At 64.8% G+C, this 26,328-nt stretch carries 28 protein-coding genes; 17 read left to right on the forward strand and 11 right to left on the reverse strand.

Annotation, left to right across the window (positions count from 1 at the left end; translation table 11 throughout):
- The first annotated feature begins 28 nt into the window (after window positions 1-28).
- Window positions 29-502 (forward strand): LEA type 2 family protein, encoded by a 474-nt coding sequence (locus ACN0X6_RS19515; protein WP_417706510.1) that lies wholly within the window; start codon window positions 29-31, stop codon window positions 500-502.
- A gap of 26 nt (window positions 503-528) precedes the next feature.
- On the opposite strand, the gene ACN0X6_RS19520 is transcribed toward ACN0X6_RS19515, so the two are convergent.
- The gene (locus ACN0X6_RS19520) at window positions 529-1,338 is read right to left on the reverse strand and encodes a gamma-glutamyl-gamma-aminobutyrate hydrolase family protein (RefSeq protein ID WP_417706512.1); all 810 of its coding nucleotides are present in this window, start codon (window positions 1,336-1,338) and stop codon (window positions 529-531) included.
- Between the two features lie 465 nt (window positions 1,339-1,803).
- Here ACN0X6_RS19520 and ACN0X6_RS19525 point away from each other — a divergent pair, with 465 nt between their 5' ends.
- Together ACN0X6_RS19525 and ACN0X6_RS19530 are read left to right on the forward strand one after the other, a co-directional pair.
- The gene (locus ACN0X6_RS19525) at window positions 1,804-2,145 is read left to right on the forward strand and encodes a zinc ribbon domain-containing protein YjdM (RefSeq protein WP_417706514.1); all 342 of its coding nucleotides are present in this window, start codon (window positions 1,804-1,806) and stop codon (window positions 2,143-2,145) included.
- Window positions 2,146-2,220: 75 nt separating this feature from the next.
- Window positions 2,221-2,943, forward strand: coding sequence for a substrate-binding periplasmic protein (locus ACN0X6_RS19530; protein ID WP_417706516.1), 723 nt, complete (start codon window positions 2,221-2,223; stop codon window positions 2,941-2,943).
- Window positions 2,944-2,947: 4 nt separating this feature from the next.
- Here the strand turns inward: ACN0X6_RS19530 and ACN0X6_RS19535 are convergent, their stop codons facing one another.
- The 4 genes from ACN0X6_RS19535 to ACN0X6_RS19550 form a co-directional block, all read right to left on the reverse strand.
- Complete coding sequence (locus ACN0X6_RS19535; protein ID WP_417706518.1) at window positions 2,948-3,721, reverse strand: hypothetical protein; 774 nt, start codon at window positions 3,719-3,721, stop codon at window positions 2,948-2,950.
- Window positions 3,722-4,002: 281 nt separating this feature from the next.
- Window positions 4,003-5,334: a spinster family MFS transporter gene (locus ACN0X6_RS19540; protein WP_417706520.1), complete on the reverse strand. Its 1,332-nt coding sequence runs from the start codon at window positions 5,332-5,334 to the stop codon at window positions 4,003-4,005.
- Window positions 5,335-5,497: 163 nt separating this feature from the next.
- Window positions 5,498-6,520 (reverse strand): ferrochelatase, encoded by a 1,023-nt coding sequence (hemH, locus tag ACN0X6_RS19545; RefSeq protein ID WP_417706522.1) that lies wholly within the window; start codon window positions 6,518-6,520, stop codon window positions 5,498-5,500.
- Between the two features lie 12 nt (window positions 6,521-6,532).
- Window positions 6,533-7,435, reverse strand: coding sequence for a TIGR01777 family oxidoreductase (locus ACN0X6_RS19550; protein WP_417706523.1), 903 nt, complete (start codon window positions 7,433-7,435; stop codon window positions 6,533-6,535).
- A 191-nt stretch (window positions 7,436-7,626) separates the two neighbouring features.
- Between ACN0X6_RS19550 and ACN0X6_RS19555 the strand changes: the two genes are divergently transcribed.
- From ACN0X6_RS19555 to ACN0X6_RS19610, 12 genes are all read left to right on the forward strand, one after another.
- Entirely contained in the window at window positions 7,627-8,613 is a 987-nt protein-coding gene (locus ACN0X6_RS19555; protein ID WP_417706524.1) for an NAD(P)/FAD-dependent oxidoreductase, read from the forward strand.
- A complete protein-coding gene (locus ACN0X6_RS19560) occupies window positions 8,610-8,852 on the forward strand; it encodes a TIGR02450 family Trp-rich protein (protein ID WP_417706525.1) in 243 nt (80 codons plus the stop codon). Before ACN0X6_RS19555 ends, ACN0X6_RS19560 begins: the two co-directional genes overlap by 4 nt.
- Before the next feature lie 167 nt (window positions 8,853-9,019).
- On the forward strand, window positions 9,020-9,970 hold the full coding sequence (locus ACN0X6_RS19565) for a YbgA family protein (protein ID WP_417706527.1): 951 nt from the start codon (window positions 9,020-9,022) through the stop codon (window positions 9,968-9,970).
- A gap of 4 nt (window positions 9,971-9,974) precedes the next feature.
- The gene (locus ACN0X6_RS19570) at window positions 9,975-10,931 is read left to right on the forward strand and encodes a MerR family transcriptional regulator (RefSeq protein ID WP_417706529.1); all 957 of its coding nucleotides are present in this window, start codon (window positions 9,975-9,977) and stop codon (window positions 10,929-10,931) included.
- Entirely contained in the window at window positions 10,919-12,355 is a 1,437-nt protein-coding gene (gene phrB, locus ACN0X6_RS19575) for a deoxyribodipyrimidine photo-lyase (RefSeq protein WP_417706531.1), read from the forward strand. The genes ACN0X6_RS19570 and phrB overlap by 13 nt, the downstream gene beginning before the upstream one ends.
- On the forward strand, window positions 12,352-12,774 hold the full coding sequence (locus ACN0X6_RS19580; RefSeq protein WP_417706533.1) for a nuclear transport factor 2 family protein: 423 nt from the start codon (window positions 12,352-12,354) through the stop codon (window positions 12,772-12,774). The genes phrB and ACN0X6_RS19580 overlap by 4 nt, the downstream gene beginning before the upstream one ends.
- A complete protein-coding gene (locus ACN0X6_RS19585) occupies window positions 12,771-13,526 on the forward strand; it encodes an SDR family NAD(P)-dependent oxidoreductase (RefSeq protein ID WP_417706535.1) in 756 nt (251 codons plus the stop codon). Before ACN0X6_RS19580 ends, ACN0X6_RS19585 begins: the two co-directional genes overlap by 4 nt.
- Entirely contained in the window at window positions 13,523-14,911 is a 1,389-nt protein-coding gene (locus ACN0X6_RS19590) for an NAD(P)/FAD-dependent oxidoreductase (RefSeq protein ID WP_417706537.1), read from the forward strand. Before ACN0X6_RS19585 ends, ACN0X6_RS19590 begins: the two co-directional genes overlap by 4 nt.
- Entirely contained in the window at window positions 14,911-15,711 is an 801-nt protein-coding gene (locus tag ACN0X6_RS19595; RefSeq protein ID WP_417706539.1) for a DUF1365 domain-containing protein, read from the forward strand. Before ACN0X6_RS19590 ends, ACN0X6_RS19595 begins: the two co-directional genes overlap by 1 nt.
- Window positions 15,698-16,972, forward strand: coding sequence for a class I SAM-dependent methyltransferase (locus tag ACN0X6_RS19600; RefSeq protein WP_417706540.1), 1,275 nt, complete (start codon window positions 15,698-15,700; stop codon window positions 16,970-16,972). The genes ACN0X6_RS19595 and ACN0X6_RS19600 overlap by 14 nt, the downstream gene beginning before the upstream one ends.
- The gene (locus ACN0X6_RS19605) at window positions 16,965-17,492 is read left to right on the forward strand and encodes a DUF2878 domain-containing protein (protein ID WP_417706541.1); all 528 of its coding nucleotides are present in this window, start codon (window positions 16,965-16,967) and stop codon (window positions 17,490-17,492) included. Before ACN0X6_RS19600 ends, ACN0X6_RS19605 begins: the two co-directional genes overlap by 8 nt.
- 107 nt (window positions 17,493-17,599) lie before the next feature.
- Window positions 17,600-17,911 carry a YkgJ family cysteine cluster protein gene (locus tag ACN0X6_RS19610; protein WP_417706543.1) on the forward strand — a complete coding sequence of 104 codons (312 nt, stop codon included), beginning with the start codon at window positions 17,600-17,602 and terminating at the stop codon, window positions 17,909-17,911.
- 74 nt (window positions 17,912-17,985) lie between these two features.
- On the opposite strand, the gene ACN0X6_RS19615 is transcribed toward ACN0X6_RS19610, so the two are convergent.
- The 6 genes from ACN0X6_RS19615 to hemA form a co-directional block, all read right to left on the reverse strand.
- Window positions 17,986-18,501, reverse strand: coding sequence for an acyloxyacyl hydrolase (locus tag ACN0X6_RS19615; protein ID WP_417706545.1), 516 nt, complete (start codon window positions 18,499-18,501; stop codon window positions 17,986-17,988).
- A gap of 97 nt (window positions 18,502-18,598) precedes the next feature.
- Window positions 18,599-19,390, reverse strand: a complete 792-nt coding sequence (gene murI / locus ACN0X6_RS19620; RefSeq protein WP_417706546.1) for a glutamate racemase — start codon at window positions 19,388-19,390, stop codon at window positions 18,599-18,601.
- Window positions 19,391-19,567: 177 nt separating this feature from the next.
- Window positions 19,568-20,317, reverse strand: coding sequence for a molybdopterin-synthase adenylyltransferase MoeB (locus ACN0X6_RS19625; protein WP_417706559.1), 750 nt, complete (start codon window positions 20,315-20,317; stop codon window positions 19,568-19,570).
- A gap of 4 nt (window positions 20,318-20,321) precedes the next feature.
- Window positions 20,322-21,155 (reverse strand): peptide chain release factor N(5)-glutamine methyltransferase, encoded by an 834-nt coding sequence (gene prmC, locus ACN0X6_RS19630; RefSeq protein ID WP_417706548.1) that lies wholly within the window; start codon window positions 21,153-21,155, stop codon window positions 20,322-20,324.
- 117 nt (window positions 21,156-21,272) lie between these two features.
- Entirely contained in the window at window positions 21,273-22,355 is a 1,083-nt protein-coding gene (gene prfA, locus ACN0X6_RS19635; protein ID WP_417706550.1) for a peptide chain release factor 1, read from the reverse strand.
- Window positions 22,352-23,632, reverse strand: a complete 1,281-nt coding sequence (gene hemA, locus ACN0X6_RS19640) for a glutamyl-tRNA reductase (protein ID WP_417706552.1) — start codon at window positions 23,630-23,632, stop codon at window positions 22,352-22,354. Before hemA ends, prfA begins: the two co-directional genes overlap by 4 nt.
- A 209-nt stretch (window positions 23,633-23,841) precedes the next feature.
- Here hemA and ACN0X6_RS19645 point away from each other — a divergent pair, with 209 nt between their 5' ends.
- Both ACN0X6_RS19645 and lolB read left to right on the forward strand, forming a co-directional pair.
- On the forward strand, window positions 23,842-25,569 hold the full coding sequence (locus ACN0X6_RS19645) for a tetratricopeptide repeat protein (protein ID WP_417706554.1): 1,728 nt from the start codon (window positions 23,842-23,844) through the stop codon (window positions 25,567-25,569).
- Window positions 25,566-26,183: a lipoprotein insertase outer membrane protein LolB gene (gene lolB / locus ACN0X6_RS19650; RefSeq protein WP_417706556.1), complete on the forward strand. Its 618-nt coding sequence runs from the start codon at window positions 25,566-25,568 to the stop codon at window positions 26,181-26,183. The genes ACN0X6_RS19645 and lolB overlap by 4 nt, the downstream gene beginning before the upstream one ends.
- Window positions 26,184-26,328 lie beyond the last annotated feature (145 nt).

Consider the following 26,328-nt stretch of genomic DNA (forward strand, 5'->3'; position numbering starts at 1 on the left):
GAACCCATAACGTCCAGGGAAGATCACCATGTACCCTCTGCTTCGTCTTTGCCTCGTTGCCCTGCTTGCAGCAGGCCTGAGCGCCTGCGCCAGCCTGGGCAATCGTGACCCGCTGCGGGTCGATCTGGTCGGCCTCGAACCCCTGCCCGGTCAGGGCCTGGAGGTCCGTTTCGCGGTCAAACTGCGGGTGCAGAACCCCAATGACAGCGCGGTGACTTTCAACGGCATGGCACTGGATCTGGACGTGAACGGCCAGCCGCTGGCCAGTGGTGTCAGCGACCAGAGCGGCAGCGTGCCGCGTTTCGGCGAGACGGTATTGAGCGTGCCGGTGAGCATTTCAGCGTTTTCGGTGATGCGTCAGGCCTGGGGCGTGGCCGGTTATCAACCTGGCCAGGAGGTGCCCTACATGCTGCGTGGCAAACTCGCAGACGGCCTGTTCGGCACCCGTCGCTTCAGCGACAGCGGCACCCTGAACTGGCCGCAACCGCCAAGCCCCTACTGAAGCAGGAGCCGACGGCTGCAGGGCGATCAGGCAGCCTGACGGCTGTTGCGCGCAGCCACTCGGCGGTGACAGGCATCACCGAAGGCCTGGAAGATCTTCACCGAATCCGGGTTCTTCGCCGCCTGCCATTCCGGGTGCCACTGCACCGCGAACAGGAAAGGCGACAGGCTCGGCGCGTGGATCGCCTCGATCAGGCCATCCTCGGCGGTAGCCAGCACTTCCAGTCCCTTGCCCAGGTTGCGAATGGCCTGGCCGTGCAGGGAGTTGACCTGAATCTCGTCCTTGCCCATCAGCTCGGCGAACCAGCTGCCAGCGACCGGACGGACGCTATGGCTGGCGGCGTACTGCACCTCGACCGGGTCGTCGGGATTTTCGCGATGGTCGTTGAAGCCAGGCTCGGCGTAGACCTTCTGGTAGATGTCGCCGCCCAGCGCCACGTTGATTTCCTGCATGCCACGGCAGATGCCGAAGATCGGCAGACCGCGAGCGATGGCAGCACGAACCAGCGGCAGATCGAACAGGTCGCGGTCGCGGTCCTGGCCCTTGTTCGGCGTTTCGTTCTCCTGGCCATAGAGCGCCGGGTCGATGTTGCTGCCGGCACCGGTCAGGTAAACACCGTCGGCCATGTCCAGATACTGCTCGAGATCCTCGATGCCGCAGCAGGTGGGCACCAGCACCGGCACGCAACCGGAGAACTCGACCAGAGGCTGAATGTATTTGTGAGTCATTACTTGATAGTCGTGGCCCTTGCGCTCTTGAGCGCCCATGGACATCAACACGACGGGCTTGCGGAGACTGTTCTTGCTGGGAGTGCTGCGGATCTTGTTGTCGGACATACGTCACCTTGGGACAGGCCGGGCCTATCGTTGCTGTGCAAGCCGATGCCAAGCAGAAGGCTCTGCTGTGTCACCCATGGCCTGTTTGGCTAACCCCGTGCACCCAAGCTCCTCCTGAGCCAGAGTGTCGCCTTCCGACGGCGGCTCGAACCGGGTCAACTCCATCCGGAGAGGGGGCTGCAGCGACGCTGCCCGTTACCCGGTTCGGCAACGGAATCTGCAGCCAGTCTGCCCGAGCCGTAAAATATGTCAAACAAATCTGCTCGAAACTTTCCAGCAAGCCATTTATCGCACATCGACGAAATGCCCTTTGAAAGGCGTCTGCAGGCAATTCTGGCAAACAACCGCCTGGCAATAAGTCCAATATTTAAAACACCCGCCTCTCAGGACGCCACGCCCTAGAGCGGCGCCCGTGAACAAAACCCTATATAATCTGCGGTTTCTCACCTGCACCGAGGACACCCCTTGACCGCTCTGCCGCCCTGCCCCAAATGCAACTCCGAATACACCTACGAAGACGGCGACCAACTGGTCTGCCCCGAGTGCGCCCATGAGTGGAAAGCCGGCGAGAGTGCCGACGGCGGCGATGACGCGCGGGTGATCAAGGATTCGGTCGGCAACCTGCTGCAGGACGGCGACACCATCACCGTGATCAAGGACCTCAAGGTCAAGGGCTCGTCGCTGGTGGTCAAGGTCGGCACCAAGGTGAAGAACATTCGCCTGGTGGACGGCGATCACGACATCGACTGCAAGATCGATGGCATCGGCGCGATGAAGCTCAAGTCCGAGTTCGTGCGCAAGGTCTGATTCGACAGCGCATTTCGCGCGTTCCTCATGAAACTTGGCTAGCCTCAACTTAGGCCGGTCATGAGGAACGCCACCATGCGCTACCTGCTGCTCGCTCTTCTGGCTCTGACCCATTCGCTGGCAGCACAGCCCTGGCGAGTGGTGGGCGATGAACAGTTCGCCCCCTACAGCTTCGTCACCGCCGAGGACGATACCCCGCGAGGGCTCGACGTCGAGCTGGTCGACGCGGTCCTGCACGAAGCGCAGGTGCCCTATGAAATTCGTCTTTACCCGTGGGAACGCGTCAAGCGCATGCTCGACCGCGGGGAAGTACAGATGGCCTTCCAGTTCGCCGGCACGCCGCAACGTCAGCAGCAGTACGAGCTGGTAGGCCCGCTGCGCAGTGGTTCGACCGTGTTCATGACCACCGCCAAGACCGCGATCAGCGACTGGAAGACGCTGGATGACCTGTCGCCCTATGTGATCGGCCAGGTTCGCGGCTATGCCTACGAAGAGCGCTTCGACCGCGCCGATCTGGCCCGTGACACCAGCGCGCAGAACCCACGGCAGCTGGTGTCGATGCTGCTGGCCGGACGCATCGACATCATCGTCGGCGACCATACCCAGCTGCTCTATTTCATCCGTGAGCAGCGCGCCCTGGAGCAAGTGCGCGTGCTACCGCGTGCGCTGATCCAGATGCCGCGCTTCGTCGCCTTCGCCAAAGGCGATATCGAGCGCGCCCGGCAGTTTTCCGAGGCACTGGTGCGCCTGCGCAAGGCCGGCAAACTGGACGAAATTCAGCAACGCTGGAATCAGTGACGCGCTACTGCACCGGCAGGAAATTCAGCAGGAACAGGCTCTGCGCGTAGTTGGCCCCCATGCGCCGGTAGCGTTCTTCCAGCACATGGGTAAGCAGATCGAGACGCGCCACCATCTTGCCGAACTCCACCGCGTAGCTGAGGTTGTTGCCCTGTTCGGAGAACTCGTTGGATAGCAGCAGCAGCCGGCCCGTGGCATCACGGCGCTGCGAGAGCATCCAGCCGGCCTTCTCCAGATTGCGTGCGGCGTTGTGGATGAATTGCGCATTGAAGCTGTCGGTCAGGTAGAACTCGGTACGGCCACCGTGAGCCGTCACCAGCATGCTGCCGATGGCATAGGTGAAGGCCGCCACGCGGTCGCCCTGGAACCCCGGGCTCAGCGAGTAATCCAGCGCCGCGACATCACGCCGACCGCCCAACGTCGGCCAGTCCTGATTGTGTTCGATGGCGTACTGGATGGCGCGCTCGGCAGCGGCGGCGTCAGGCAGGGAGTTCTTGCGCCACTCGCGCGGGTTGCGTTGATACAGCTTGTTCATCAGCCGATACAGGCTGTTCAGGTTGTTGCGCATGGCCAGGGTTGCCATGCGATCGACGTCGGTCTGCAGCACCTCGGCAGGCTTTATCGGGCTACGCGTGTGAACGATGGCGTCGTTATCCAGACGGCCGCTGCAGCCGCCCAACAGCAACAGCGCGGCCAGCACCGGCAGCACTGACCGTTGCCAACATATTGAGCTGTCGAATGGCCTGCCCTGTGCGGCAGACGCTGGCCTCGCTCCCATGCAGAGGTTCCCTGGCTGGCACGCGCCCCAGTGGCGCGCGCAACACTCAGAACCTCAGTAAAGCGCAAAAATTCCATACTGCCTGTGCCCTGGCGCATAAACCGTGCCCAACAATGCGTGGCACGGCAGAAAAATGCGCCCGCTCGGGCGAATGTCGGTCAAGCATCAACGCAGCGCATTTGCAGGAGCGGCGCCCCGCCGCGAATCAGGGCCGCGCGCCATTGAAAACTGCGCCCCGGGGCGGCGCTCCTACGCAAGGCAGCTTTGTCGGCATTACCCATTCAGGCGGGATTGGCGGCCCATTGCTCCAGGCGCGTCACGCTCTCGCGATAGGGCTTGAGGCTCTTGGCCAGCAGGGTGATCGACATCAACACCGCCAGGGTGGTGACGATCAGCAGCGAGTAGCGCAGCGCGCTGTCATCGGCGAAGACGAAATCGGTCACCAGCGCCACGGCGGTCGGACCAACACCCAGGCCGATCAGGGTGATGACGAACAGATAGATGGCCGACGCCTGACCGCGCATCGAGTTGGGCATGATCTCCTGGATCGCTGCGGGCGCCACGCCGAACGGCATGCTCAGGCAGAACACCGCAGGCGCCAGCAGCAGGCTGGCCAAGAAGGCGCTATCCATCAGCGGGAACAGCACCACCATCGGCAGGGCGCCCAGTGCGGCGTAGAGGCCGACACGCATGTTGGCGTCGCTGCGCCCGCGCTTGGCCATCCAGTCTGCCAGGCGCCCGCCGAAGACGATGCCCAGGCAACCAAACACCGCGACGATGCTGCCGTAGACGATGCCGACCTGGCCGGCGTCCCAGCCATACGTACGGATGTAGAAAGTCGGTATCCAGGCTGCACTGCCGTAACCGGCAAAAGCCAGCCCGGCGAAACCGAAGTTGTGCAGCAGCACGGTGCGGCGATTGGCGCGAATGTAGCGCCCCACTTCGCTCAGCGGCACCGCCACACCCGCACCGACACCGCGCCGGACAGGTTCCTTGATGGCCAGCATCAACAGGGTGAAAAACACCCCCGCCACACCGAGAATCAGGAAAATCAACTGCCAGGGACGCACTTCGCCCAGCACCGGCAGGGTCACATCGCCCTGTGCCGAGGCGAACTGAATGACCAGGCCGCCAACCAGAAAGGCCAGGCCTGAGCCGAGGTAGACGCCCATGGAATAGACGCTGATGGCCGTGGCACGGCGCTCTGCAGGAAAGCTGTCGGCAATCAGCGAATAAGCAGCCGGCGACAACGCCGCTTCACCCACGCCCACGCCGATGCGGCACAACAGGAACTGCCAGTACAGCTTGGCCATGCCGCAGGCGGCGGTCGCGGCGCTCCAGAACAGAATGCCGACGGCGATCAGCCCGCGCCGGCTGCGGGTATCGGCCACACGCCCCAGGGGAATGCCGCACACGGTGTAGAACAGGGCGAACGAGAGGCCCATCAGCAGGCTCATCTGCGTATCGTTGATCGCCAGATCGCGACGGATGGGCTCGACCAGCAGATTGAGAATCTGCCGATCGACGAAGGACAGGACGTACGCCACCATCAGGATGGCAACAGTAGCCCAGGCTCGGGCACTGGAGGGATAGCCGTTATTGTTGTTATGCACGGACGCTCTCCTCGGCACCGCAGAACGCGACGCGCGACGGTTGAAAGAAGCGTCAGCTTAGGACGATATAAACGGTGGTGAGTATCGCTCGAAGGTGTTATCAGGCCGGCGAATGCTTCATACCCGCCAGGGCGAATGCTTCGCCCCGGCGGTCATCGGTCACTCAGATCATCAGCGGCGCTCGCTCGCACAGCACCTTCAGCGCCGCCGCCCAGTCCGGATGATCATTCAGGCAGGGCACCAGTTGCAGGCTCTCGCCACCGGCCTCGACGAACTGCTCGCGGCCACGGTCACCGATCTCCTCCAGGGTCTCGATGCAGTCGGCAACGAAGGCCGGACACATCACCAGCAGCTTCTTCACGCCCTGCGCCGCCAGCTCGTCGAGACGAGCCTCGGTGTAGGGCTCGATCCATTTGGCGCGGCCCAGGCGCGACTGGAAGCTCACCGACCATTGCTCGGGGCGCAGGCCCATGCGCTCGGCGAACAACTCGGCACTGCGCAGGCATTGCGCGCGGTAACAGTTGGCGAGCACCTCGGGCGCAGCGCTGCGGCAGCAATCGTCGCCTTTCAGGCAATGACCGCTGGGGTCGAGCTTGTGCAGGTGGCGCTCCGGCAGGCCGTGAAAGCTCAGCAGCAGGTGATCGAAATCCTGTTCCAGATAGGGTTTGGCACTGGCCACCAGGGCGTCGAGGTATTCCGGCTGATCGTAGAACGGCGGCAGCGTGGACAGGCGCATGTCCAGACCGCGCTCGCGCACTACCCGCCTGACCTCTTCGATCACCGTGGTGGTGGTGCTGTCGGCGAACTGCGGATACAGCGGCGCCAGGGTTACCTCACGAATGCCCTGCGCGGCCAGACGCTGCAGGGTCGACTCGATGGACGGCTCACCGTAACGCATGGCCAACTCCACCGGACCCCGGGTCCACTGCGCCTTCATCGCTTGCTGCAGACGACGGCTGATCACCACCAGAGGCGAACCTTCGTCCCACCAGATCGAGGCGTAGGCGTGCGCCGATGCGGCAGGGCGTTTGATCAGGATCAGCGACACCAGCAAACGACGCAGCGGCCACGGCAGGTCGATCACGTAGGGGTCCATCAGGAACTGATTGAGGTAACGGCGGACATCGGCTACTTCGGTGGACGCGGGCGAACCCAGGTTAACCAGCAACAATGCGTGATCGGTCATGCGAAATCCTAGTCATTGATGGCCCAGCAAATCCGCCAGGGCCACATCCAGATGGGTAAAACGAAAACTGAAACCCGCCTCCAGCAGCCGCGTCGGCACGGCACGCTGGCCGCCGAGCAGCAACTCGGACATCTCGCCGAGCGCAGCGCGCAGGACGAAGGCCGGCGCCGGGAAAATGGTCGGGCGGCTCAGCGCCTGGCCCAGCGCCTTGCTGAACTCGGCATTGCGCACGGGTAATGGCGCGCAGGCATTATAGGGACCGCGAGCGTCGCCCTGCTGCAAGAGAAAATCGATCAGGCCGATTTGGTCGGCGATATGAATCCACGGCATCCACTGCCGACCATCGCCGATGCGGCCGCCGAGGCCGAGCTTGAACGGCAGCAGCAGGCGTTTGAGCATGCCACCCTCAGGGCTCAGCACCAGGCCGGTGCGCAGTAGCACCACGCGAACCCCCAGATCCTCGGCGCGTTGTGCAGTTTCTTCCCAGGCCCCGCACAGCTGCGCGGCAAAATCATCGGTGACCTGCGGCGTATCTTCACTCAGCTCACGTTCACCGCCGTTGCCGTACCAGCCCACTGCCGAGCCCGACAGCAGCACGGCGGGACGCTGCTGGCGCCGTTGCAGCCAGGTCAGCAACTGCTCGGTCAGACCGATACGGCTCGCCCACAGCAGCGCCTTGCGCTTGCTGCTCCACGGGCGGTCAGCAATGGGTGCGCCGGCCAGGTTGATCACCGCATCCAGCGGTTCTTCGCCCAGTTCCTCGAGCCGGGCGATGCCGCGTACATCGGCCCCACAGAGAGGGGCGACCTTGCTCGGCTCACGACTCCATACCGTCAGGCGGTGGCCCTGCTCGGCCCAGTGTGCACAGAGCGCGCGTCCGATCAGACCGGTACCGCCGGTCAGCAGGATATGCATGGCATCGTCCTCGCATGGCAATGGAAGAAACTTCACCTTTAGTCTGGTTCATGACGCGCATACGTGCCGCGTTTGTCCTAAACCTAAAGCAAGGGAGCGCCGCTTTCGGCGACATCTGTACATGAAAACACTCTTGTATAGCTTTTGTCCAAGCCTTAGCCTGTAAAGCATTCAGCGCTGACGAGGTAACCATGAACGCACCCATCGCCATCATTGGCACCGGCATCGCAGGGCTCTCCGCCGCCCAGGCGTTGCACGCGGCCGGCCAGAACATCGAACTGTTCGACAAGAGCCGTGGCAGTGGCGGGCGCATGGCAAGCAAGCGCAGCGACGCCGGCAGCCTGGATCTTGGCGCGCAGTATTTCACCGCGCGTGACCGCCGCTTCGTCGAGGTGGTGCAGCAATGGCAGGCCCGTGGCTGGGTCGCGGAATGGCAGCCAAGCCTGTACAACGCTCAGGACGGCCAGCTCAGTGCCTCGCCGGATGAACAACTGCGCTGGGTCGGCTGCCCGCGCATGAGCGCGATCACCCGCGCCATGCTCGGCGCACTGCCGGTCAAGTTCAGCTGCCGCATTACCGAAGTATTCCGTGGCGACCGCTACTGGAGCCTGCAGGATGCCGAAGGCAACAGCCACGGCCCTTACAGCCACGTGATCGTTGCCACCCCTGCCCCGCAAGCCAGCGCGCTGCTGGCGGCCGCCCCGAAATTGGCTGGCGCCGCAGCAAGCGTGATCATGGACCCGACCTGGGCGGTCGCGCTGGGTTTCGCCAGCCCCCTGGACACTCGCGTCGAGGGCTGCTTCGTGCAGGACAGCCCGCTCGACTGGCTGGCGCGCAACCCCAGCAAACCTGGCCGCGACAACCATCTCGACACCTGGGTGCTGCACGCCAGCAGCGCCTGGAGCCGACAGAACCTCGACCTGCCCAAGGAAGCGGTGATCGAGCAGTTGCACGGCGCCTTCGCCGAACTGATCGGCTGCGCCGTGCCGCCACCGAGCTTCACCCTCGCCCATCGCTGGCTCTATGCACGCCCGGCACAGGCGCATCAGTGGGGGGCACTGGCAGACGCCGACCTGGGCCTGTATGCCTGTGGCGACTGGTGCCTGTCGGGGCGGGTCGAAGGCGCCTGGCTCAGCGGCCAGGATGCTGCGCGCCGTCTGCTCGAGCACCTGCAATGAACCAACCCGGCAACAGGCCTGACAAACGTCGCCTCAACCCGCGCAAACTGCTGCTGTCGAAATGGACAGCCGCGCAGCCGCAGAACCGCGAACGGCATTTCCTGGTGACCGAACTGATCCGCGACGAGCAAGACAACATCCTCGGCGTCGAGCTTCAGGCGGTCCTCACGCAACGCAGCCAGCAACTCGACTGGCGCCAGCTGCAAGACAGCGAACGCTGGCTGCAAGGCTGGCGCTGATGCTACCGCGATACCTGGTGGCGGCACCCTTGGCTGATGCCGCTTGCCTGCACAGGAAAACCAATACCAAACCTATACAAAACATTTGACTTGTATAACTGCACACCTATGATAGACACAAGTTGTACATGGATCACTTCATGTACAAGGTCTAACGAGGTCGGGTCATGCAAGCGAGCAAAGCCAAACTAGGTATCAGCGCCTGCCTGCTGGGCGCCGAGGTCCGCTACAACGGCGGCCACAAGCTGTCGCGCCTATGCAGCCGCAGCCTGACCGAGCACTTCGATTTCATCCCGGTCTGCCCCGAAGTCGGCATCGGCATGTCGATCCCTCGCGAGCCCATTCGTCTGGTCGGCGATCCACAGGCACCGCGTGCGGTCGGCACCGTCGACCGCGCGCGCGACGTCACCGACGCCCTGGCCGCTTATGGCGAACGCATGGCCACTGAGCTGCAGGGCATCAGCGGCTACATCTTCATGCAGCAGTCACCGTCCTGCGGCCTGGAGCGGGTCAAGGTCTATCAGGAAAGCGGACGCCCGAGCGAGCCGGGCCGTGGCATCTTCGCTGCGGCCTTCTGCGCGCGGCATCCGGATCTGCCGGTGGAAGAAGACGGCCGCCTCAATGATCCGGTGCTGCGCGAGAACTTCATCACCCGCGTCTATGCCCACGCCGAATGGCAGCGTCTGTTGCAGCAAGGCCTGACGCGTCGCGCCCTGATCGCCTTCCACTCGCGCTACAAGTACCTGCTGATGGCCACCGACCCGGTGCGCTACAAGTCACTCGGACGCATGCTCGGCGACCTGAGCCAGCACGATCTGGGCGAGCTGGCGCCGCGCTATTTCAGCGAGCTGATGAGCGCGCTGAAGAAATGCGCCACCCGTGGCACCCACAGCAACGTGCTGCAGCACCTGAGCGGCTACCTCAAACGCACCCTGAGCCCTGAGGACAAGCAGGAGATGCAGCAACTGATCGGTCAATACCGCGAGGGCATCGTGCCGCTGGTGGTACCGCTGACGCTGCTCAAGCACCACTTCCGCCGTCACCCGGATCGCTATATCGCCGGGCAGGCGTACCTGCAGCCGCACCCCGAGCCACTCAGCCTGCGCAACGCGCTGTGATGCCATGACCAGCGAAACCATCGCCGAAGAAGAAACCGGCCACGACTACCGCCAGGCGCTCGACGAAGGCTACCTGCCGATCCGCGAGGTGGCACGCAGCACCGGCATCAACGCCGTGACCCTGCGCGCCTGGGAACGCCGCTACGGCCTGATCGTGCCCTACCGCACGCCCAAGGGGCACCGTCTCTACTCACCGGCCAACCTCGTACGCATCAACGCCATTCTCGCCTGGCTGGCTCGCGGCGTTGCCGTCGGCCAGGTCAAGGCGCTGCTCGACCATGAGCAGGTGCCGCAAGCAACCCAGACCGACAACTGGTCACGGCAGCGCAACGAGCTGCTCGGTTGCATCGTCCAGTTCAACGAGCGACGCCTGGATGATCGCTTCAACTCGGCACTGGCGCTCTACCCGGCCAGCACCCTGGTCGAGCAACTGCTGTGGCCGCTGCTCGGTGATCTGCGTCAGCGCTGGCAAGGCCAGTTCGGCGCACGTGCCGAGCAGGTGTTCTTCCTTTCCTGGCTGCGCAGCAAGCTGGCCACTCGCATCTATCACTGCAATCGCCAGGTCGGCGGCGCGCCACTGCTGCTGATCAACCTCGGTGAGGCGCCAATGGAGCCGGGCCTGTGGCTGTGCGCCTGGCTGGCCAGCGCCAGCGACTGCCCGGTGGAGGTCTTCGATTGGCCGCTGCCACCCAACGAATTGCTGACGGCGCTGGAGCACATCGCCCCGCGTGCCGTGCTGCTGTACGCCGAAGAAGCGCTGGACGGCATCCTGGTGCGCCGCCAGTTACCCCGTCTGGCCGAACAATGCCCGGTGCCGTTGCTGCTCGCCGGCCCCGCCGCCCACATTCACCGCGACTCGCTGACCGACCTGGAGTCGGCCAGCGACCCGCTCGCCGCGCACGCCTGGCTGTTGCGCCATGACTTGCTCGGCGCCCAAGAGGTCACCCCATGCAGCAACTGATGTGGTTTCGCAGCGACCTGCGCACCCAGGACAACACCGCCCTGAGCCGCGCCATGAGCAGCGGCGCGACCATCGCCCTGTATCTCGTCACGCCCGGCCAGTGGCAGCGCCATGACGACGCCCCGAGCAAGGTGGACTTCTGGCTGCGCAACCTGGCCGAGCTGAGCAAGGCCCTGGCAGCGCTCAACGTGCCGCTGCTGGTGCGCCACTGCCATGACTGGAGCGAGGCAGCGGTGCAGGTCGCCGAGGTCTGCCATGAACACGACATCAGCGCCGTGCACGTCAACGAGGAGTACGGCATCAACGAGAGCCGGCGCGATCAACAGGTCTGCGCCTACCTCGGCCAGCAGGCCATCGCCTGGCACAGCCACCTCGATCAGCTGTTCTTCAAACCTGGCAGCGTACTGACCCGCTCCGGCGGCTACTTCCAGGTCTACAGCCAGTTCCGCAAGCTGTGCTACGAGCGCCTGCACACGGCCCTGCCGACCTTGATCGCGCTGCCGAAGGGGCAAACGCCGCTGGCCATCGGCAGTGACGCGATACCCGAAACCGCAGAGGGTTTCGCCACCCCCAGCGCCAGCCTGCGTCTGCTCTGGCCCGCCGGAGAGGAGGCGGCCCTGCAGCGCCTGGCGCGCTTTGCCGACGAGCAGGTGACCTACTACAAGGACGAACGCGACTTCCCCGCCAAGCCGGGCACCAGCCAGCTGTCGGCCTACCTGGCCGCTGGCGTCGTATCGCCGCGCCAGTGCCTGCACGCCGCACTGGCGGCCAATCAGGGCGAGTTCGACAGCGGCAACCCGGGCGTCGTCACCTGGATCAACGAGCTGCTCTGGCGCGAGTTCTACAAGCACACGCTGGTCGGCTACCCACGGGTATCGCGCCACCGGGCCTTCCGCCTGGAAACCGAAGCGCTGGCATGGCGCCACGCCCCGGAAGAGCTGGCCGCCTGGCAAGAGGGCCGCACCGGCCTGCCGATCATCGACGCAGCCATGCGCCAGCTGCTGGAAACCGGCTGGATGCACAACCGCCTGCGCATGATCGTCGCCATGTTCCTGACCAAGAACCTGCTGATCGACTGGCGCGAGGGCGAGCGCTTCTTCATGCGTCACCTGATCGACGGCGACCTAGCGGCGAATAACGGCGGCTGGCAGTGGAGCGCCTCCACCGGCACCGATGCGGCGCCCTACTTTCGTATCTTCAACCCGATCAGCCAGTCACAGAAGTTCGATCCCGACGGCCAGTTCATTCGCCAGTGGGTGCCGGAGCTGGCCGGGCTGAACACGCGCGATATCCATGATCCGTCGGCGCTGGGCGGCCTGTTCGCGCCCGCCGGTTACCCGCGCCCGATCGTCGACCTGTCGCGCTCACGCGAGCGCGCGCTGGCGGCGTTCAAGAACCTCCCTGCGCGGGAGGTTCCGGCATGAGTGCATTCCTTCACGACTTCGCCGAGCGCTTCGCCGCGCTGAACAAGGACAACCTCGACCTGCTCGGCGAGCTGTACAGCGACGATGTGCTGTTTCGCGACCCGCTGCATGAGGTGCACGGCCTGACAGCGGTACGCCGCTATTTCGCCGAGCTGTACGCCAACGTGCAGGCGCTGCACTTCGACTTTCACGGTTTCGATCAGGTTGCCGAAGGCGAAGGCTACCTGCGCTGGACCATGCGCTACCGCCATCCGCGCCTGCGTGGCGGTGCCGAGATCGCCGTCGAAGGCTGCTCGCACCTGCTCTGGCGCGACCGTGTCTATCGACACCGCGATTATTTCGATGCCGGCGCGCTGCTCTACGAACACCTGCCAGTGCTCGGCAGCGTGATCGCCTGGTTGAAACGGAGGCTGGCATGAAACGTATCTGGCTCACTGGCGCCAGCAGCGGCATCGGTGCCGCACTGGCCGAAGAATTGCTCAAGGCCGGCCATCAGCTGGCACTGAGCGCGCGTAGCAGCGGCCCCTTGCAGGATTTCGCAACGCGCTATGGCGACCAGGTGCTGGTCGCCCCGGGTGACCTGACCGACGCCGAGCAGGTGCGCGCCATTGGCAAGCGCATCGCGCAACACTGGGGCGCGCTGGATTGCGTGATCCTCAACGCCGGCACCTGCGAATACGTCGAGGTGCGCCAGTTCGAGGCGGCGATGATCGAACGCGTGGTCAGCGCCAACCTGTTTTCCGCCAGTTACTGCATCGAAGCGGCCCTGCCCTTGCTGCGCCAGGGCGAGCGTCCGCACCTGGTCGGCGTCGGCAGCTCGGTGACCTTCATGCCGCTGCCGCGCGCCGAAGCCTACGGCGCCTCCAAGGCCGCCATGCGTTACCTGATGCAGACACTGCGTATCGACCTGGCCAGCGAAGGCATCGACGTCACCCTGGTCAGCCCCGGTTTCGTCGACACCCCGCTGACGCAGAAGAACGACTTCCCGATGCCCATGCGCTGGCCTGTGCAGCGCGCCGCCCGGCATATCGCCGCGCGCCTGGACAAGCGCCCGCACGAGATCGCCTTTCCCACTCCCTTCATCGCCGTACTGAAACTGCTCGGCAGCCTGCCCAGCAGCCTGCAACTGGCCATAGGCCGCCGCATGGCGCGCAACGAGGACAATGCATGAAAATCGCCATCGTCGGCAGCGGCATCGCCGGCCTGACCTGTGCCTACCTGCTCAATCGCCAGCACGACATCCAGGTGTTCGAAGCCAGCGACTGGATCGGCGGCCACACCCACACCGTCGACGTGCAGGTGGACGGTCGCAGCTACGCCATCGATACCGGTTTCATCGTCTTCAACGACTGGACCTACCCCAACTTCATCCGCCTGCTGGAGCAGGTCGGCGTCGGCTTCAAGCCCACCGAGATGAGCTTCTCGGTCAGCGACCCGACCACCGGCGTGGAGTACAACGGCCACGACCTCAACACCCTCTTCGCCCAGCGCAGCAACCTGTTGTCCCCGGCGTTCTGGGGCATGCTGCGCGACATCCTGCGTTTCAACCGCCAGTCGCTGGACGACCTGGCCAACAACCGCATCGGCGCCGACACCACGCTCGGCCAGTACCTCGACAGCAACGGCTATGGCCGCCGTTTCATCGAGCATTACATCGTGCCGATGGGCTCGGCCATCTGGTCGATGTCGCTGGCCGACATGCTCGGTTTCCCGCTGCAGTTCTTCGTGCGCTTCTGCAAGAACCATGGCCTGCTCTCGGTCAGCGACAGGCCGACCTGGCAGGTGATCGAAGGCGGCTCGCGCAGTTACGTGGCGCCGTTGACCGCCAGCTTCGCCGAGCGCATTCGCCTCAACTGCCCGGTCAGCCGCGTCATGCGCGATGAAGACGGCGTCACCCTGCACAGTGCGGCCGGCGCCGAGCGCTTCGACAAGGTGATCTTCGCCTGCCACAGCGACCAGGCCTTGGCCCTGCTCGATCAGGCCAGCGAAAAGGAGTGGGAGATTCTCGGCGCCCTGCCCTACGCCAGCAACGACGTGGTGCTGCATACCGACACGCGCCTGCTGCCCAAGCGCAAGCTGGCCTGGGCCAGCTGGAACTATCGCCTGGGCGGGCCCTGCGGGTCGCTTCAGAGCGTAGCGAGCGAAGGTCAGGCAAGGCGAAATCCGGCGAGGGAGCGCAGTTTACTCGGCGTAAATGAGCATCCCGAGCCGGATTTAAACGCAGCATGGCCGAGCGCAGTAGCTCTGCAGCGATCCGCCGATCAGATGGCGGCCGTGACCTACAACATGAACATCCTGCAAGGCATCGACAGCGATACCACCTTCTGCGTCAGCCTCAACCAGACGGCCGCCATCGACCCGGGCAAGATCCTCGCACGCTTTCAGTACGCCCACCCGCAGTACAGCCTGGCCGGTACCGCAGCCCAGGCGCGCTGGCAAGAGCTGCTCGGCGCCCAGCACACCTACTACTGCGGCGCCTATTGGGCCAACGGCTTCCATGAAGATGGCGTGGTCAGTGCCTTGCGTGTGGCACGTGCCTTCGGAGAAAGCCTCTGATGCACAGCGCCCTGTACAGCGGCTGGGTGCTGCATCGCCGCTTCGCCCCGCGCGCCCATGCCTTTCGCTACCGCATGGGCCTGCTGTACCTCGACCTGAGCGAGCAGGCGCAACTGTTCGCCCTGTCGAAGCTGGCCGGTTCCGGCCGCTGGGCGCCATTCGCCTTTCGCGAAAGCGACTACCTGCCCGAGTTCACCCGCCAGGGCGTGGCGCTGCATGAGGCGGTGCGCGATCGCGTGGAGCAGGCACTGGGCACGCGCCCGCACGGTCGCATCTGCGTGCTGACGCAGCCGCGCAGCTGGGGCCTGGCCTTCAATCCGGTGAGCATTTTCTACTGCCATGACGCGGACCAGCGGCTGATGGCGATTCTCTGTGAAGTCAGCAATACGCCGTGGCGTGAGCGTTATCACTACGTGCTGCCGGCCGAGGGCGAAGGCCGCCATCAGGTCAGCGTCGACAAGGCCTTTCACGTCTCGCCTTTCCTGCCGCGCGAGCTGCAATACCGCATGAGTTTCAGCGCCGTCGGCGAACGCCTGGGCGTGCACATGGCCGACTGGCAGGGCGAAACCAAGATGTTCGACGCCAGCCTCAGCCTGCACCGCGAAGGCCTCGACCGCGCCAGCCTGCACCGCTATCTGCTCAGTTTTCCCTGGATGACCGGCAAGACCCTGGCCGCCATCTACTGGCAGGCGATGCGCCTGCTGTTCAAGCGCATCCCGATTTTCGACCACAAGCCCGCGGAAGGCAGCTTCCGTGTCGCCCGCCCGCAAGTGAAGGACATGCACCATGAAGAGCTCTAGCCTGACCTCCACCAGAAGCCTGGTACGCAGTGGCAACGGCATTGGCGCCGGCTTGTTGCGGCGTGCCGTGATACGCCAGCTGCAGCACCTGCACCACGGCCTGCTGGTCATCCACGAGGCGGGCGACAGCCTGCACTTCGGCAACCCGCAGGCCAGCCTGCGCGCCGAGATCACGGTGCATGACCCGGCGGTCTGGGGCCTGGTGGCGGGTAACGGCTCGATCGGCTCGGGTGAGGCCTATATCCACGGCTACTGGAGCACGCCGGACCTGACGGCGGTGATTCGCATCTTCGTCGCCAACCTCGACGTGCTGGACGCGATGGAAGGCGGTCTGGCACGCCTCGGCCGACCGTTGATCCAGGGTCTGCACTGGCTCAACCGCAACACCCGACAGGGTTCGCGTCGCAACATCGCCGCGCACTACGACCTGGGCAACGACCTGTTCGAACAATTCCTCGACCCGACCATGATGTATTCGGCGGCGATGTTCGCGAACGAGGACGACAGCCTGGAGCAGGCGCAGCTCAACAAGCTCGAACGCATCTGCCAGAAGCTTGCGCTGAAGCCTTGCGACCACTTGCTGGAGATCGGTACCGGCTGGGGCAGCATGGCCATCTATGCTGCGACCCATTACGGCTGCCGGGTGACCACCACCACCCTGTCGCGCGAGCAGCACGCGCACACCGAGCAACGCATTCGCGAGCTGGGCCTGGAGGATCGCGTCACCCTGCTGCTGGAGGACTACCGCGACCTCGAGGGCCAGTACGACAAGCTGGTCTCCATCGAGATGATCGAGGCCGTCGGCCATCGCTTCCTGCCCACCTACTTCGAGCAGTGCGCGCGCCTGCTCAAGCCCGACGGGCTGATGCTGCTGCAGGCCATCACCATCCGCGACCAGCGCTACGAGCAGGCCTGCAAGTCGGTGGACTTCATCCAGCGCTACATCTTTCCGGGCGGCGCCCTGCCCTCGGTGCAGAAGATGCTCGACGTGGTCACCCGGCACACCGACTTCAACCTGCACCACATGGAAGATTTCGGCCTGCACTACGCGCGTACCCTGCGCCTGTGGCACGACAACCTGCGTCACGCGCGGCAGCGCCTGGAGCAACTGGGCTACGACGATTACTTCTATCGCCTGTGGGAGTTCTACCTCTGCTATTGCGAAGGCGGCTTCCTCGAACGCACCATTGGCACCGCGCAACTGCTACTGGCCAAACCGGCCGCTCGCCCTGCGCCTCTGTTAGGAAACTTCGATGCCTAAGCTGATCGCCAATGCCCTCCTGTTCCAGCTCGGCTGGCTGGTCTGCGTCTTTGCAGGTGACAGCCTGTGGCTGCTGGCGGTGGCAGCGATCATCGGCGTGCACCTGTTGTGGGTCAGCAGCTGGGCCGCCGAAGGCAAGCTGCTGCTCAGCGTGTTTCTCGCCGGCAGTGCGCTGGACAGCTTCCTGCTCAACCTCGGCGTGTTCGATTTCGGCGAGGAGCGCCAGCTGATTCCCCTGTGGCTGGCCTTGCTCTGGCTGTTGCTGGCCAGCACCCTCAATCACTGCCTGGCCTGGACCGCCCAGCCCTGGTGGCGAGCCAGCCTGCTCGGCGCGGTTTCCGCACCGCTGTCCTACTACGGCGGCGCCAAGATCGCCGGCGTCGCCCTGCCGCTGGGCACCTGGCCAACCCTGGCGATCTTCGCACTGATCTGGGCCGTGGTGCTGCCGGTGCTGCATGGCTTCGCCAAACTCTATCGGGCGCAATACGAGCAGAGCCTGCGCAACCGCCAATCGACCTAGCCGATAACCTCTACAGGGGCGGCGCCTCGCCGGCCTGCCGCAATGGCGGCGCTGCGCCTGTCAGCCCGAGCCCCGCGTATCCACTGCATGGCGTACACTGCCGCGCCATGAGCCAGACCATTCCCCATACCCAACTGCCAACCGAGCCCGAGGTCAGTTGCAGCACCTGCGCGGCCTGCTGCTGCCAGCTGGAAGTCATGCTGCTGGGCGACACCGGCGTGCCGCAACGCTACATCGATACCGACGACTGGGGCGGTGAGGTCATGCGCCGCCTGGACGACGGCTGGTGCATAGCGCTTGATCGCGACAGCATGCGCTGCACCATCTACGAGGTGCGCCCGCTGATCTGCCGCGAGTTCGAGCTGGGGGCGGCCGAATGCCTGGAAGAGCGCCGCGGTATCGCCGGGGCTTACATCTGACGCAGGGTGCGCCGTGCGCACCGAAGAGCCAGCGCTACCGCCAGCGGTGCGCACGGCGCACCCTGGATGGTCGCTTAGAAGCTCATGCGGTAGTGCAGGGTATAGGCTTCTGCGCCGTCATTGGGGTTCTTCAGACCCGCGTTGGAGTAGTGGATCGCGCGCAAACCAATCTCCTGGCCCGCGAAGCGCAGACCGACGCCGATGCGGTCTTCGAACTGAAACGACGAGCCCAGCTCGTTACTCTCCAGATCGGTACTGGAGAAGGCTGCAACGCCGATGCCGGCCTCGATGTAAGGCCGCACGTTCTGCCCGGCGAATTCGTAGACGAACACGGGCGAGAACGACAGGCTGTGATTGCTCGCCGTTTCGTCGCCATCCCAGTAGGTGTAACCCAGGTCCCAGTAGCCAGTCAGACGGCCATAGCTGCTCTCCAGCCAGCTGCGGTCCCAGTCCCACTGCGCGCCCAAGCGATACACCATGGTGGAATCGCCGCTCTGACCAATAGCTGCGGTTACATCCGCAGCCTGTGCACTACCCAGAGTTCCGAACGTCAAGGCCGTGGCTGCAGCAAAGGCACATAACTTCTTCATGAGTCATTCCTTTTTATAGCGGGAGGTTTTAATCAGGCTCGTTACGAAAATATAGAAGGATTCGATATCAGAGAAAGCGCAAACCGAAAAAAATTCACTAAATCGAAAGCACTTCGGCCGTTTCATTCAACAAGATCGGCAATACGCGGCAAAGCTGCGCGGTTTCTCCGCTGCTCCAGTAGCGCGTGGCCCGTGCGGGCGCGGTTGCCAACATGTCGTGCTGAGTGAGCAGACGCTGCAGTTGACGCGCCACTGCCGCACCGGTGTCGATCAGGGTTACCGAGGCCGGCACCAGCTCGCTTAGCAGCGGACGCAGGAAGGGATAGTGTGTGCAGCCGAGAATCAGCGTGTCGCAGCCCTCGGCCAGCAGCGGCGTGACGTAGCCACGCAGCAGCTCACGGGTCGCCGCTGCCTGCAGTTCGCCCGCCTCGATGCATTCCACCAGCCCCGGGCAGGGCTGCGTGATCACTCGCACATCATTGGCGAAGCGGTCGAGCAGAGCCGCGAATTTGGCGCTCTTGAGCGTACCGGTGGTTGCCAGCACACCGACCACGCCACTGCGGGTCGCCGCCGCTGCCGGCTTTACCGCAGGCTCCATGCCGACGATGGGCAAGTCCGGATAACGCTCGCGCAAGTCGGCGGCCGCTGCCGCCGTCGCGGTATTGCAGGCCAGCACCAGGGCCTTGGCGCCTTGCGCCAGCAGGTGCTCGGTGATCAGCACGCAGCGCTCGCGAATGTATTCCGGGCTTTTCTCGCCGTAGGGCACATGGCCGCTGTCGGCGACGTAGAGCAGCGTCTCGTTGGGCAGCAGCTGACGAATCTCGCGCAGCACCGACAGGCCGCCGACACCGGAGTCGAAAACGCCAATCGGCGCCTGCGACTGACTCATTTCAAATCATCCCCACAACTACGCAGCCTATGCTTAGCAGGCCGTTGAAAAACTACCTGCGTTGGCAATACTGCGTTAAAAACGGCCTCAAAATGCTCATTTACAACACGTAAACTGCGCTTTTTCGGCCGTTTTTGCCTTGTCTTGCCTGCCTCGCCTACGTTTTTCAACGGCCTGCTAGCGCCCACCGCACACCTCACAGGCCGGATCGCGCTTGACCCGCAGTTCGCGAAAGCGCGTGCCCAGCGCATCGATCAACAGCAGACGGCCTACCAGCGGCTCACCGAAACCGGCCAGCAGTTTCAGCGCCTCCAGCGCCTGCAGGCTGCCGACCAGGCCGACCAGCGGCCCGACCACACCGGCTTCGCTGCAGGTCAGTTCGGCCTCGCTGCCGTGGCCATACAGGCAGTGGTAGCAGGGGCTGGCGGCATTGCGGGGATCGAACACCGACAGTTGCCCTTCCAGGCGGATCGCCGCGCCGGAGACCAGCGGTTTGCCGGCCGCGACGCAGGCCGCGTTGACCGCCTCACGGGTGGTGAAATTGTCCGAGCAGTCCAGCACCAGATCGACGGCGCCCACGGCGGCGGCCAGCGAGTCGGCGTCCAGCGCCTGACGATGCGGCACCAGGCTGATAAGCGGGTTGATCGCGGCCAGCCGCGCCATGGCCGAATCCACCTTGGCCTGGCCGATGCTGGCGGTGTCGTGGGCGATCTGCCGCTGCAGGTTGGTCAGGTCCACCCTGTCGAAGTCGGCCAGGTGCAACTCGCCGACGCCAGCGGCAGCCAGGTACAGCGCCACGGGCGAACCCAGCCCGCCCATGCCGACGATCAGCGCACGGCCCTGCCTGAGGCGCAGCTGCCCTTGCACATCGATCTGTTTCAGCAGGATCTGCCGGCTGTAACGCAGCAGTTCTTCATCGCTCAGCATCTGATCACTCACGGTCGAAACGTCCCAAACTGATGCGTTCATGACCGCCCAGGTCACGCCGGCTAGCGACCTCGACGAAGCCGCCCTCGGCGAGCAAGCTGCGCACGTTCTCGGCCTGGTCGAAGCCATGTTCCAGCAGCAGCCAGCCACCGGACAGCAGGTGCTGCGGCGCGGCCTGGATGATCGCACAAATATCGTCCAGCCCGTCGCTGCCGGCGACCAGGGCGCTGCTCGGCTCGAAGCGCACGTCGCCTTCGTTGAGATGGTGGTCATCGGCGCGGATATAGGGTGGATTGCTCAGGATCAGGCCATAGCGTTGCCCGGTCAGCGCGGAGAACCAGTGGCTGTGCAGGAAGCTGGCGTTGCCCAGTTGCAGGCGCTGGCGATTGCGTTCGGCCAGGGCCACGGCGTCCTCGACGCGATCCACACCGGTCACCTGCCAGGTCGGACGTTCGCTGGCCAAAGCCAGGGCAATGGCACCGGTGCCGGTGCCCAGATCGAGCACGGCCAACGGCGCTGCAGGCAGCAGCTCGAGCGCGGTTTCCACCAGCAGCTCGGTGTCCGGACGAGGGATCAGGGTATGCGGCGCCACTTCCAGATCGAGGCTCCAGAAGCCCTGATGACCGAGGATATAAGCGACCGGCTCGCCCTGGCGACGGCGTTGCAGGTTGTTCTGAAACTGGGCCAGTTGATCGACATCCAGCTCACGCTCCGGCCAGGTGCGCAGGTAGCTGCGCGGCTTGTTCAGCGCGGCGGCCAACAGCAGCTCGGCGTCCAGACGCGGCGTGGGCGAATCAGGCAGGTCGGCGGTGTTGAGCAGGGATTCGATGGTGGCCATGGTTCTCTCATGGGGTGGATCGGAGCGCGTCGCTCAGGCTTCATCGATCCACCGTGCGGGATGGTGGATGATAAAGCGTCATCCACCCTACGGACGGTTCCGTGCGCACGGCAATACTCAATCGCCCAACGCCGCCAGCTGATCGGCCTGGTATTCGGCCAGCAGCGGCTCGATCACGGCCTCGACACCACCGGCCATCACTTCATTGAGCGAATACAGGGTCAGGTTGATGCGGTGGTCGGTCACCCGGCCCTGCGGGAAGTTGTAGGTACGGATGCGCTCGGAGCGGTCGCCGGAGCCCACCAGCAGCTTGCGCGTCTCGGAGATTTCCTTGTGCGCCGCCGCTTCCTGCTGGTCCTGCAGCTTGGCCGCCAGCCAGGCCATGGCCTTGGCGCGGTTCTTGTGCTGCGAGCGCTCTTCCTGACACTCCACCACGGTGCCGGTGGGAATGTGGGTGATGCGGATCGCCGAGTCGGTGGTGTTGACGTGCTGACCACCGGCGCCGGAGCTGCGGTAGGTATCGACGCGCAAGTCGGCCGGGTTGATCTCGATGGCGGCCTGCTCGTCCGGCTCCGGCAACACCGCTACGGTGCAGGCCGAGGTATGAATACGGCCCTGGGACTCGGTCTCCGGCACACGCTGCACACGATGAGCGCCGGACTCGAACTTGAGCTTGGCGTAGACGTTGTCGCCTTCGACGCGGGCGATCACTTCCTTGAAGCCGCCGTGCTCGCCCTCGTTGGCCGACAGCACCTCGACCCGCCAGCCTTGCTTCTCGGCATAGCGCGAATACATGCGGAACAGGTCGCCGGAGAAGATCGCCGCCTCGTCGCCGCCGGTGCCGGCGCGCACTTCCAGGTAGACGTTACGCCCGTCGTTGGGGTCTTTCGGCAGCAGCATGCGCTGCAGCTTGTCCTCCAGGGTGACCAGCGCGTCCTTGGCCTGGGCCACTTCCTCTTCGGCCATCTCGCGCATGTCCGCGTCGCTGTCCTTGAGCAGCGCCTGGGCGCCTTCGAGGTCGCCCTGCACCTTGCGCAGCTCGCGGAAGGTGGCGATCACCGGCTCGATCTCGGCATATTCCTTGGAATAGGCGCGAAATTGCGTCTGCTTGGCAATCACCTCGGCGTCGCCGAGCAGCGCCGTCAGTTCCTCGAAGCGGTCGCTGAGGTTGTCCAGCTTGTTCAACAGTGAAGCTTTCATTGCAGACCTTTGTCCTGCGGCGCGCTCTCGTCGAGGGCGAACAATTCCTGGGCCAGGCTGAGCGCGTCGACGCGCCCCTCGGCGGTAAGTTTCTTCATGCGCACGCTGGGTGCGTGCAGCAGCTTGTTGGTCAGGCCGCGCGCCAGTTGCGCCAGTACGTCCTCGGGGTTGCTGCCGTTGGCCAGCATGCGCTGGGCCTTGGCCAGCTCATCGTCGCGCAGGCGCTCGGCCTGCTGACGGTAGGCCTTGAGCACATCGACCGCAGCCAGCTCGCGCAGGCGCTGCATGAAGTCGTCAGTGCCGGCGGCCACCAGCTCCTCGGCAGCCTGCGCCGCGCCCTGGCGGCTCTTGAGGTTTTCCTCGATGACCTCGTGCAGGTCATCGACGGTATAGAGGTAGACGTCATCCAGCTCGCCCACCTGCGACTCGATGTCGCGCGGCACGGCGATGTCGACCATGAAGATCGGCTTGTGCTTGCGTTTTTTCAGCGCGCTTTCCACCGCGCCCTTGCCGAGAATCGGCAGCTGACTGGCGGTGGAGCTGATGACGATGTCGCTATGCGCCAGCTCGTCGGGAATGTCCGAGAGCAGCACTGCATGCGCACCGAACTGCTCGGCCAGCTGACTGGCGCGCTCCAGGGTGCGGTTGGCGACGACGATGCGCTTGATGCCCTGATCATGCAGGTGGCGCGCCACCAGGCTGATGGTCTCGCCGGCGCCGATCAGCAGCGCCTGGCTGCGGTGCAGGTCGGCGAAGATCTGCTTGGCCAGGCTGACTGCAGCGAAGGCGACGGACACCGGGTTCTCGCCGATGGCGGTATCGGTGCGCACGGTCTTGGCGGTGCTGAAGGTGGCCTGGAACAACCGCCCCAGCAGCGGCCCGACGGTGCCGGCCTCGCGTGCCACGGCGTAGGCAGACTTGAGCTGGCCGAGAATCTGCGGCTCGCCCAGCACCATGGAGTCGAGCCCGCACGCCACGCGCATCATGTGCCGCACCGCATCGTCCTCGCTGTGCACATAGGCGCAGGCACGCAGCTCGTCGACGCTCAGGCGATGATAGTCGGCCAGCCACTGCAGCACTTCGTCGCTGCTCAGCTGATCCTGCTCCAGGTACAGCTCGCTGCGGTTGCAGGTCGAGAGGATCGCCGCCTCACGGCTGGGCGTCAGCTGGCACAGCTGCTGCAGGGCTTCGACCAGTTGCTCCGGGGTGAAAGCAACGCGCTCGCGCACCTCTACCGAGGCGGTCTTGTGGTTGATACCGAGGGCGATAAAGGCCATGCAGGGTCGCTGAGGGGCAATACGGAAGCCGGCAATTGTCCTACTTCGCCTCCGAGAGAACAACTCCCGCGACCTATTGTCCCAATAGACAGTTCGCCGCATCGTCCTGGCCAGTGGGCTTGCTCCAAGGCTTGTGTCATGATGCCGCGAACGTCGCAGGGCACGAGTCAACACGGCCGTCGCCCCGGAATAACGCACGACAAGGCACTATGAACAGACCCCTCGCGTTAGTCACCGCCATTGCCCTTCTCAGCGGCTGCCAAACCTTCGCCCCCAGTGAGCCGGACGGTACGCCGCCGGTACAGGAAGCCGACCAGAGCACCCAGCTGGAACCGAGCGAATACGGCTCGTTCAGCCAGGAAACCCTGTTCGCCCTGCTCACCGCCGAGCTGGCCGGGCAGCGCAATCGCTTCGACATCGCCCTCGGCAACTACGTGCAGCAGGCCAACGCCACCGGCGATGCCGGCGTCGCCGAACGCGCCTTCCGCATCGCCGAATACCTCGGCGCCGAACAGGCTGCGCTCGACAGCGCACTGATCTGGGCCAGGAACGCGCCGAGCAACATCGACGCCCAGCGCGCCGCCGCCGTGCAACTGGCCCGCGCCGGCCGTTACGACGAATCCATGACCTACATGGAGCAGGTGCTGCAGCGCCAGGGCGATACCCACTTCGACTTCCTCGCCCTGTCTGCCGCCGAGACCGACCCGGATACCCGCGCCGGCCTGCTGCAGGGCTTCGATCGCCTGCTGAGCAAGAACCCGGACAACAGCCAGCTGCTGTTCGGCAAGGCCATCCTCCTGCAACAGGACGGCCGCTCAGAAGAGGCCCTGCAACTGCTCGAAGACCATGCGGCGGACAGCAACGAAGTGTCGCCGGTCCTGCTGCGCGCCCGCCTGCTGCAGAGCCTCGGCCGTGGCGAAGAAGCCCTGCCGCTGCTGCAAAAAGGCATCCGCAACCACCCCGAAGACAAACGCCTGCGCCTGACCTACGCGCGCCTGCTGGTCGAGCAGGATCGCCTCGACGACGCCAAGGGCGAGTTCTCCAAGCTGGTGCAGGAACACCCCAACGACGACGACCTGCGCTTCTCCCTGGCCCTGGTGTGCCTGGAAGCCGAAGCCTGGGAAGAGGCCATCGTCTACCTCGAAGAGCTGGTCGAGCGCCGCAGCCATGTCGATGCCGCGCACTACAACCTCGGCCGCGCCTACGAGGCACTGAACGACAACGACAGCGCCCTGCAGGAATACGCCCTGGTCGGCCCGAGCAACGACTACCTGCCGGCCCAGCAACGCCAGGCCGAGCTGCTGTTCGCCGAGCAGCGCGGTGAAGAAGCCAGCGCACGCCTGGCCCAGGCACGCGACGCGCAGCCCGATTACGCCATCCAGCTGTACCTGATCGAAGCCGAAGGCCTGAGCAATGACCAGCAGGTCGAGCCGGCCTGGAAGGTGATCAACGAGGGCCTGGAGCAATTTCCCAACGACCTGAACCTGCTCTATACCCGCGCCATGCTCGCGGAAAAGCGCGATGACCTGGCGCAGCTGGAAACCGACCTGCGCTACATCATCGAGCGCGAGCCGGAGCACGCCATGGCGCTCAACGCACTCGGCTACACCCTGGCCGACCGCACCACGCGCTACGCAGAGGCGCGCGACCTGATCGCCAAGGCGCACCAGCTCAACCCGGATGACCCGGCGATTCTCGACAGCCTCGGTTGGGTCAACTACCGCCTGGGCAACCTCGACGAGGCCGAGCGCCTGCTGCGCCAGGCCCTGGAGAAATTCCCCGACCACGAAGTGGCCGCCCACCTCGGCGAAGTGCTCTGGGCCCAGGGCAAGCAGCGCGAAGCCCGACGCATCTGGGCCGACGCCCTCGCCGAAACGCCCGACAGCCCCATTCTGCGTGACACCCTGTTGCGCCTGACCGGTTCCGAGACTCTTTGATGCTTCGTCACCTACTCGTATTCAGCCTCATCGCCCTGCTCGCCGGTTGCGCCGGCCTCACCCCGCACGAAGCGCTGGAAGGCCAGGGCGACCCGGCCAAGTGGAAAGCCCACAAAGAGCAGATCACCCAGCTCGACGGCTGGCAGATCAACGGCAAGATCGGCATCCGCGCCCCGCGCGACTCCGGCAGCGCCACGCTGTTCTGGCTGCAACGCCAGGATTACTACGACATTCGCCTGTCCGGCCCGCTGGGCGGCGGCGCCGCACGCCTGACCGGCCGCCCGGGTGACATCCTGCTGGAAGTGTCCAACCGTGGCCGCTTCCGCGCCGAATCACCGGAAGCGCTGCTGCAAGAGCAACTGCGCCTGGACCTGCCGGTCTCCAACCTGCTCTGGTGGATTCGCGGCCTGCCCGCCCCGGTCAGCCGCAGCCGCATCACCCTCGACGGCGAAAGCCACCTGGCGCGCCTGGAACAGGACGGCTGGCAGGTGGAATACCAGCGCTACACCGAGCAGAACGGCTACGCCCTGCCGGAGCGCCTGAAGCTCCATGGCCAGGACCTGGAAGTGACCCTGGTGATCAAGGACTGGCAACCGCGTCAGTTGGGGCAGTAAGCGACCACCTTCTCTGTGGGAGGGGCTTCAGCCGCGACATTGGCTTGCTCCGTCGCCGCTGAAGCGCCTCCCACAGGAGCCGTAGCCCGGATGCAATCCGGGGACTCTCTCCACCCAGCCCCGGATTGCATCCGGGCTACGAACT

Origin of the sequence: Pseudomonas sp. (assembly GCF_048269965.1) — a bacterium.
Taxonomy (GTDB): domain Bacteria; phylum Pseudomonadota; class Gammaproteobacteria; order Pseudomonadales; family Pseudomonadaceae; genus Aquipseudomonas.

Coding starts and splice junctions, on each gene's coding strand:
- ACN0X6_RS19515 (WP_417706510.1), top strand. CDS start 29: ATGTACCCTCTGCTTCGTCTTTGCCTCGTTGCCCTGCTTGCAGCAGGC.
- ACN0X6_RS19520 (WP_417706512.1), bottom strand. CDS start 1,338: ATGTCCGACAACAAGATCCGCAGCACTCCCAGCAAGAACAGTCTCCGC.
- ACN0X6_RS19530 (WP_417706516.1), top strand. CDS start 2,221: ATGCGCTACCTGCTGCTCGCTCTTCTGGCTCTGACCCATTCGCTGGCA.
- ACN0X6_RS19535 (WP_417706518.1), bottom strand. CDS start 3,721: ATGGGAGCGAGGCCAGCGTCTGCCGCACAGGGCAGGCCATTCGACAGC.
- hemH (WP_417706522.1), bottom strand. CDS start 6,520: ATGACCGATCACGCATTGTTGCTGGTTAACCTGGGTTCGCCCGCGTCC.
- ACN0X6_RS19550 (WP_417706523.1), bottom strand. CDS start 7,435: ATGCATATCCTGCTGACCGGCGGTACCGGTCTGATCGGACGCGCGCTC.
- ACN0X6_RS19555 (WP_417706524.1), top strand. CDS start 7,627: ATGAACGCACCCATCGCCATCATTGGCACCGGCATCGCAGGGCTCTCC.
- ACN0X6_RS19560 (WP_417706525.1), top strand. CDS start 8,610: ATGAACCAACCCGGCAACAGGCCTGACAAACGTCGCCTCAACCCGCGC.
- ACN0X6_RS19565 (WP_417706527.1), top strand. CDS start 9,020: ATGCAAGCGAGCAAAGCCAAACTAGGTATCAGCGCCTGCCTGCTGGGC.
- ACN0X6_RS19570 (WP_417706529.1), top strand. CDS start 9,975: ATGACCAGCGAAACCATCGCCGAAGAAGAAACCGGCCACGACTACCGC.
- phrB (WP_417706531.1), top strand. CDS start 10,919: ATGCAGCAACTGATGTGGTTTCGCAGCGACCTGCGCACCCAGGACAAC.
- ACN0X6_RS19580 (WP_417706533.1), top strand. CDS start 12,352: ATGAGTGCATTCCTTCACGACTTCGCCGAGCGCTTCGCCGCGCTGAAC.
- ACN0X6_RS19585 (WP_417706535.1), top strand. CDS start 12,771: ATGAAACGTATCTGGCTCACTGGCGCCAGCAGCGGCATCGGTGCCGCA.
- ACN0X6_RS19590 (WP_417706537.1), top strand. CDS start 13,523: ATGAAAATCGCCATCGTCGGCAGCGGCATCGCCGGCCTGACCTGTGCC.
- ACN0X6_RS19595 (WP_417706539.1), top strand. CDS start 14,911: ATGCACAGCGCCCTGTACAGCGGCTGGGTGCTGCATCGCCGCTTCGCC.
- ACN0X6_RS19600 (WP_417706540.1), top strand. CDS start 15,698: ATGAAGAGCTCTAGCCTGACCTCCACCAGAAGCCTGGTACGCAGTGGC.
- ACN0X6_RS19605 (WP_417706541.1), top strand. CDS start 16,965: ATGCCTAAGCTGATCGCCAATGCCCTCCTGTTCCAGCTCGGCTGGCTG.
- ACN0X6_RS19610 (WP_417706543.1), top strand. CDS start 17,600: ATGAGCCAGACCATTCCCCATACCCAACTGCCAACCGAGCCCGAGGTC.
- ACN0X6_RS19615 (WP_417706545.1), bottom strand. CDS start 18,501: ATGAAGAAGTTATGTGCCTTTGCTGCAGCCACGGCCTTGACGTTCGGA.
- murI (WP_417706546.1), bottom strand. CDS start 19,390: ATGAGTCAGTCGCAGGCGCCGATTGGCGTTTTCGACTCCGGTGTCGGC.
- ACN0X6_RS19625 (WP_417706559.1), bottom strand. CDS start 20,317: ATGCTGAGCGATGAAGAACTGCTGCGTTACAGCCGGCAGATCCTGCTG.
- prmC (WP_417706548.1), bottom strand. CDS start 21,155: ATGGCCACCATCGAATCCCTGCTCAACACCGCCGACCTGCCTGATTCG.
- prfA (WP_417706550.1), bottom strand. CDS start 22,355: ATGAAAGCTTCACTGTTGAACAAGCTGGACAACCTCAGCGACCGCTTC.
- hemA (WP_417706552.1), bottom strand. CDS start 23,632: ATGGCCTTTATCGCCCTCGGTATCAACCACAAGACCGCCTCGGTAGAG.
- ACN0X6_RS19645 (WP_417706554.1), top strand. CDS start 23,842: ATGAACAGACCCCTCGCGTTAGTCACCGCCATTGCCCTTCTCAGCGGC.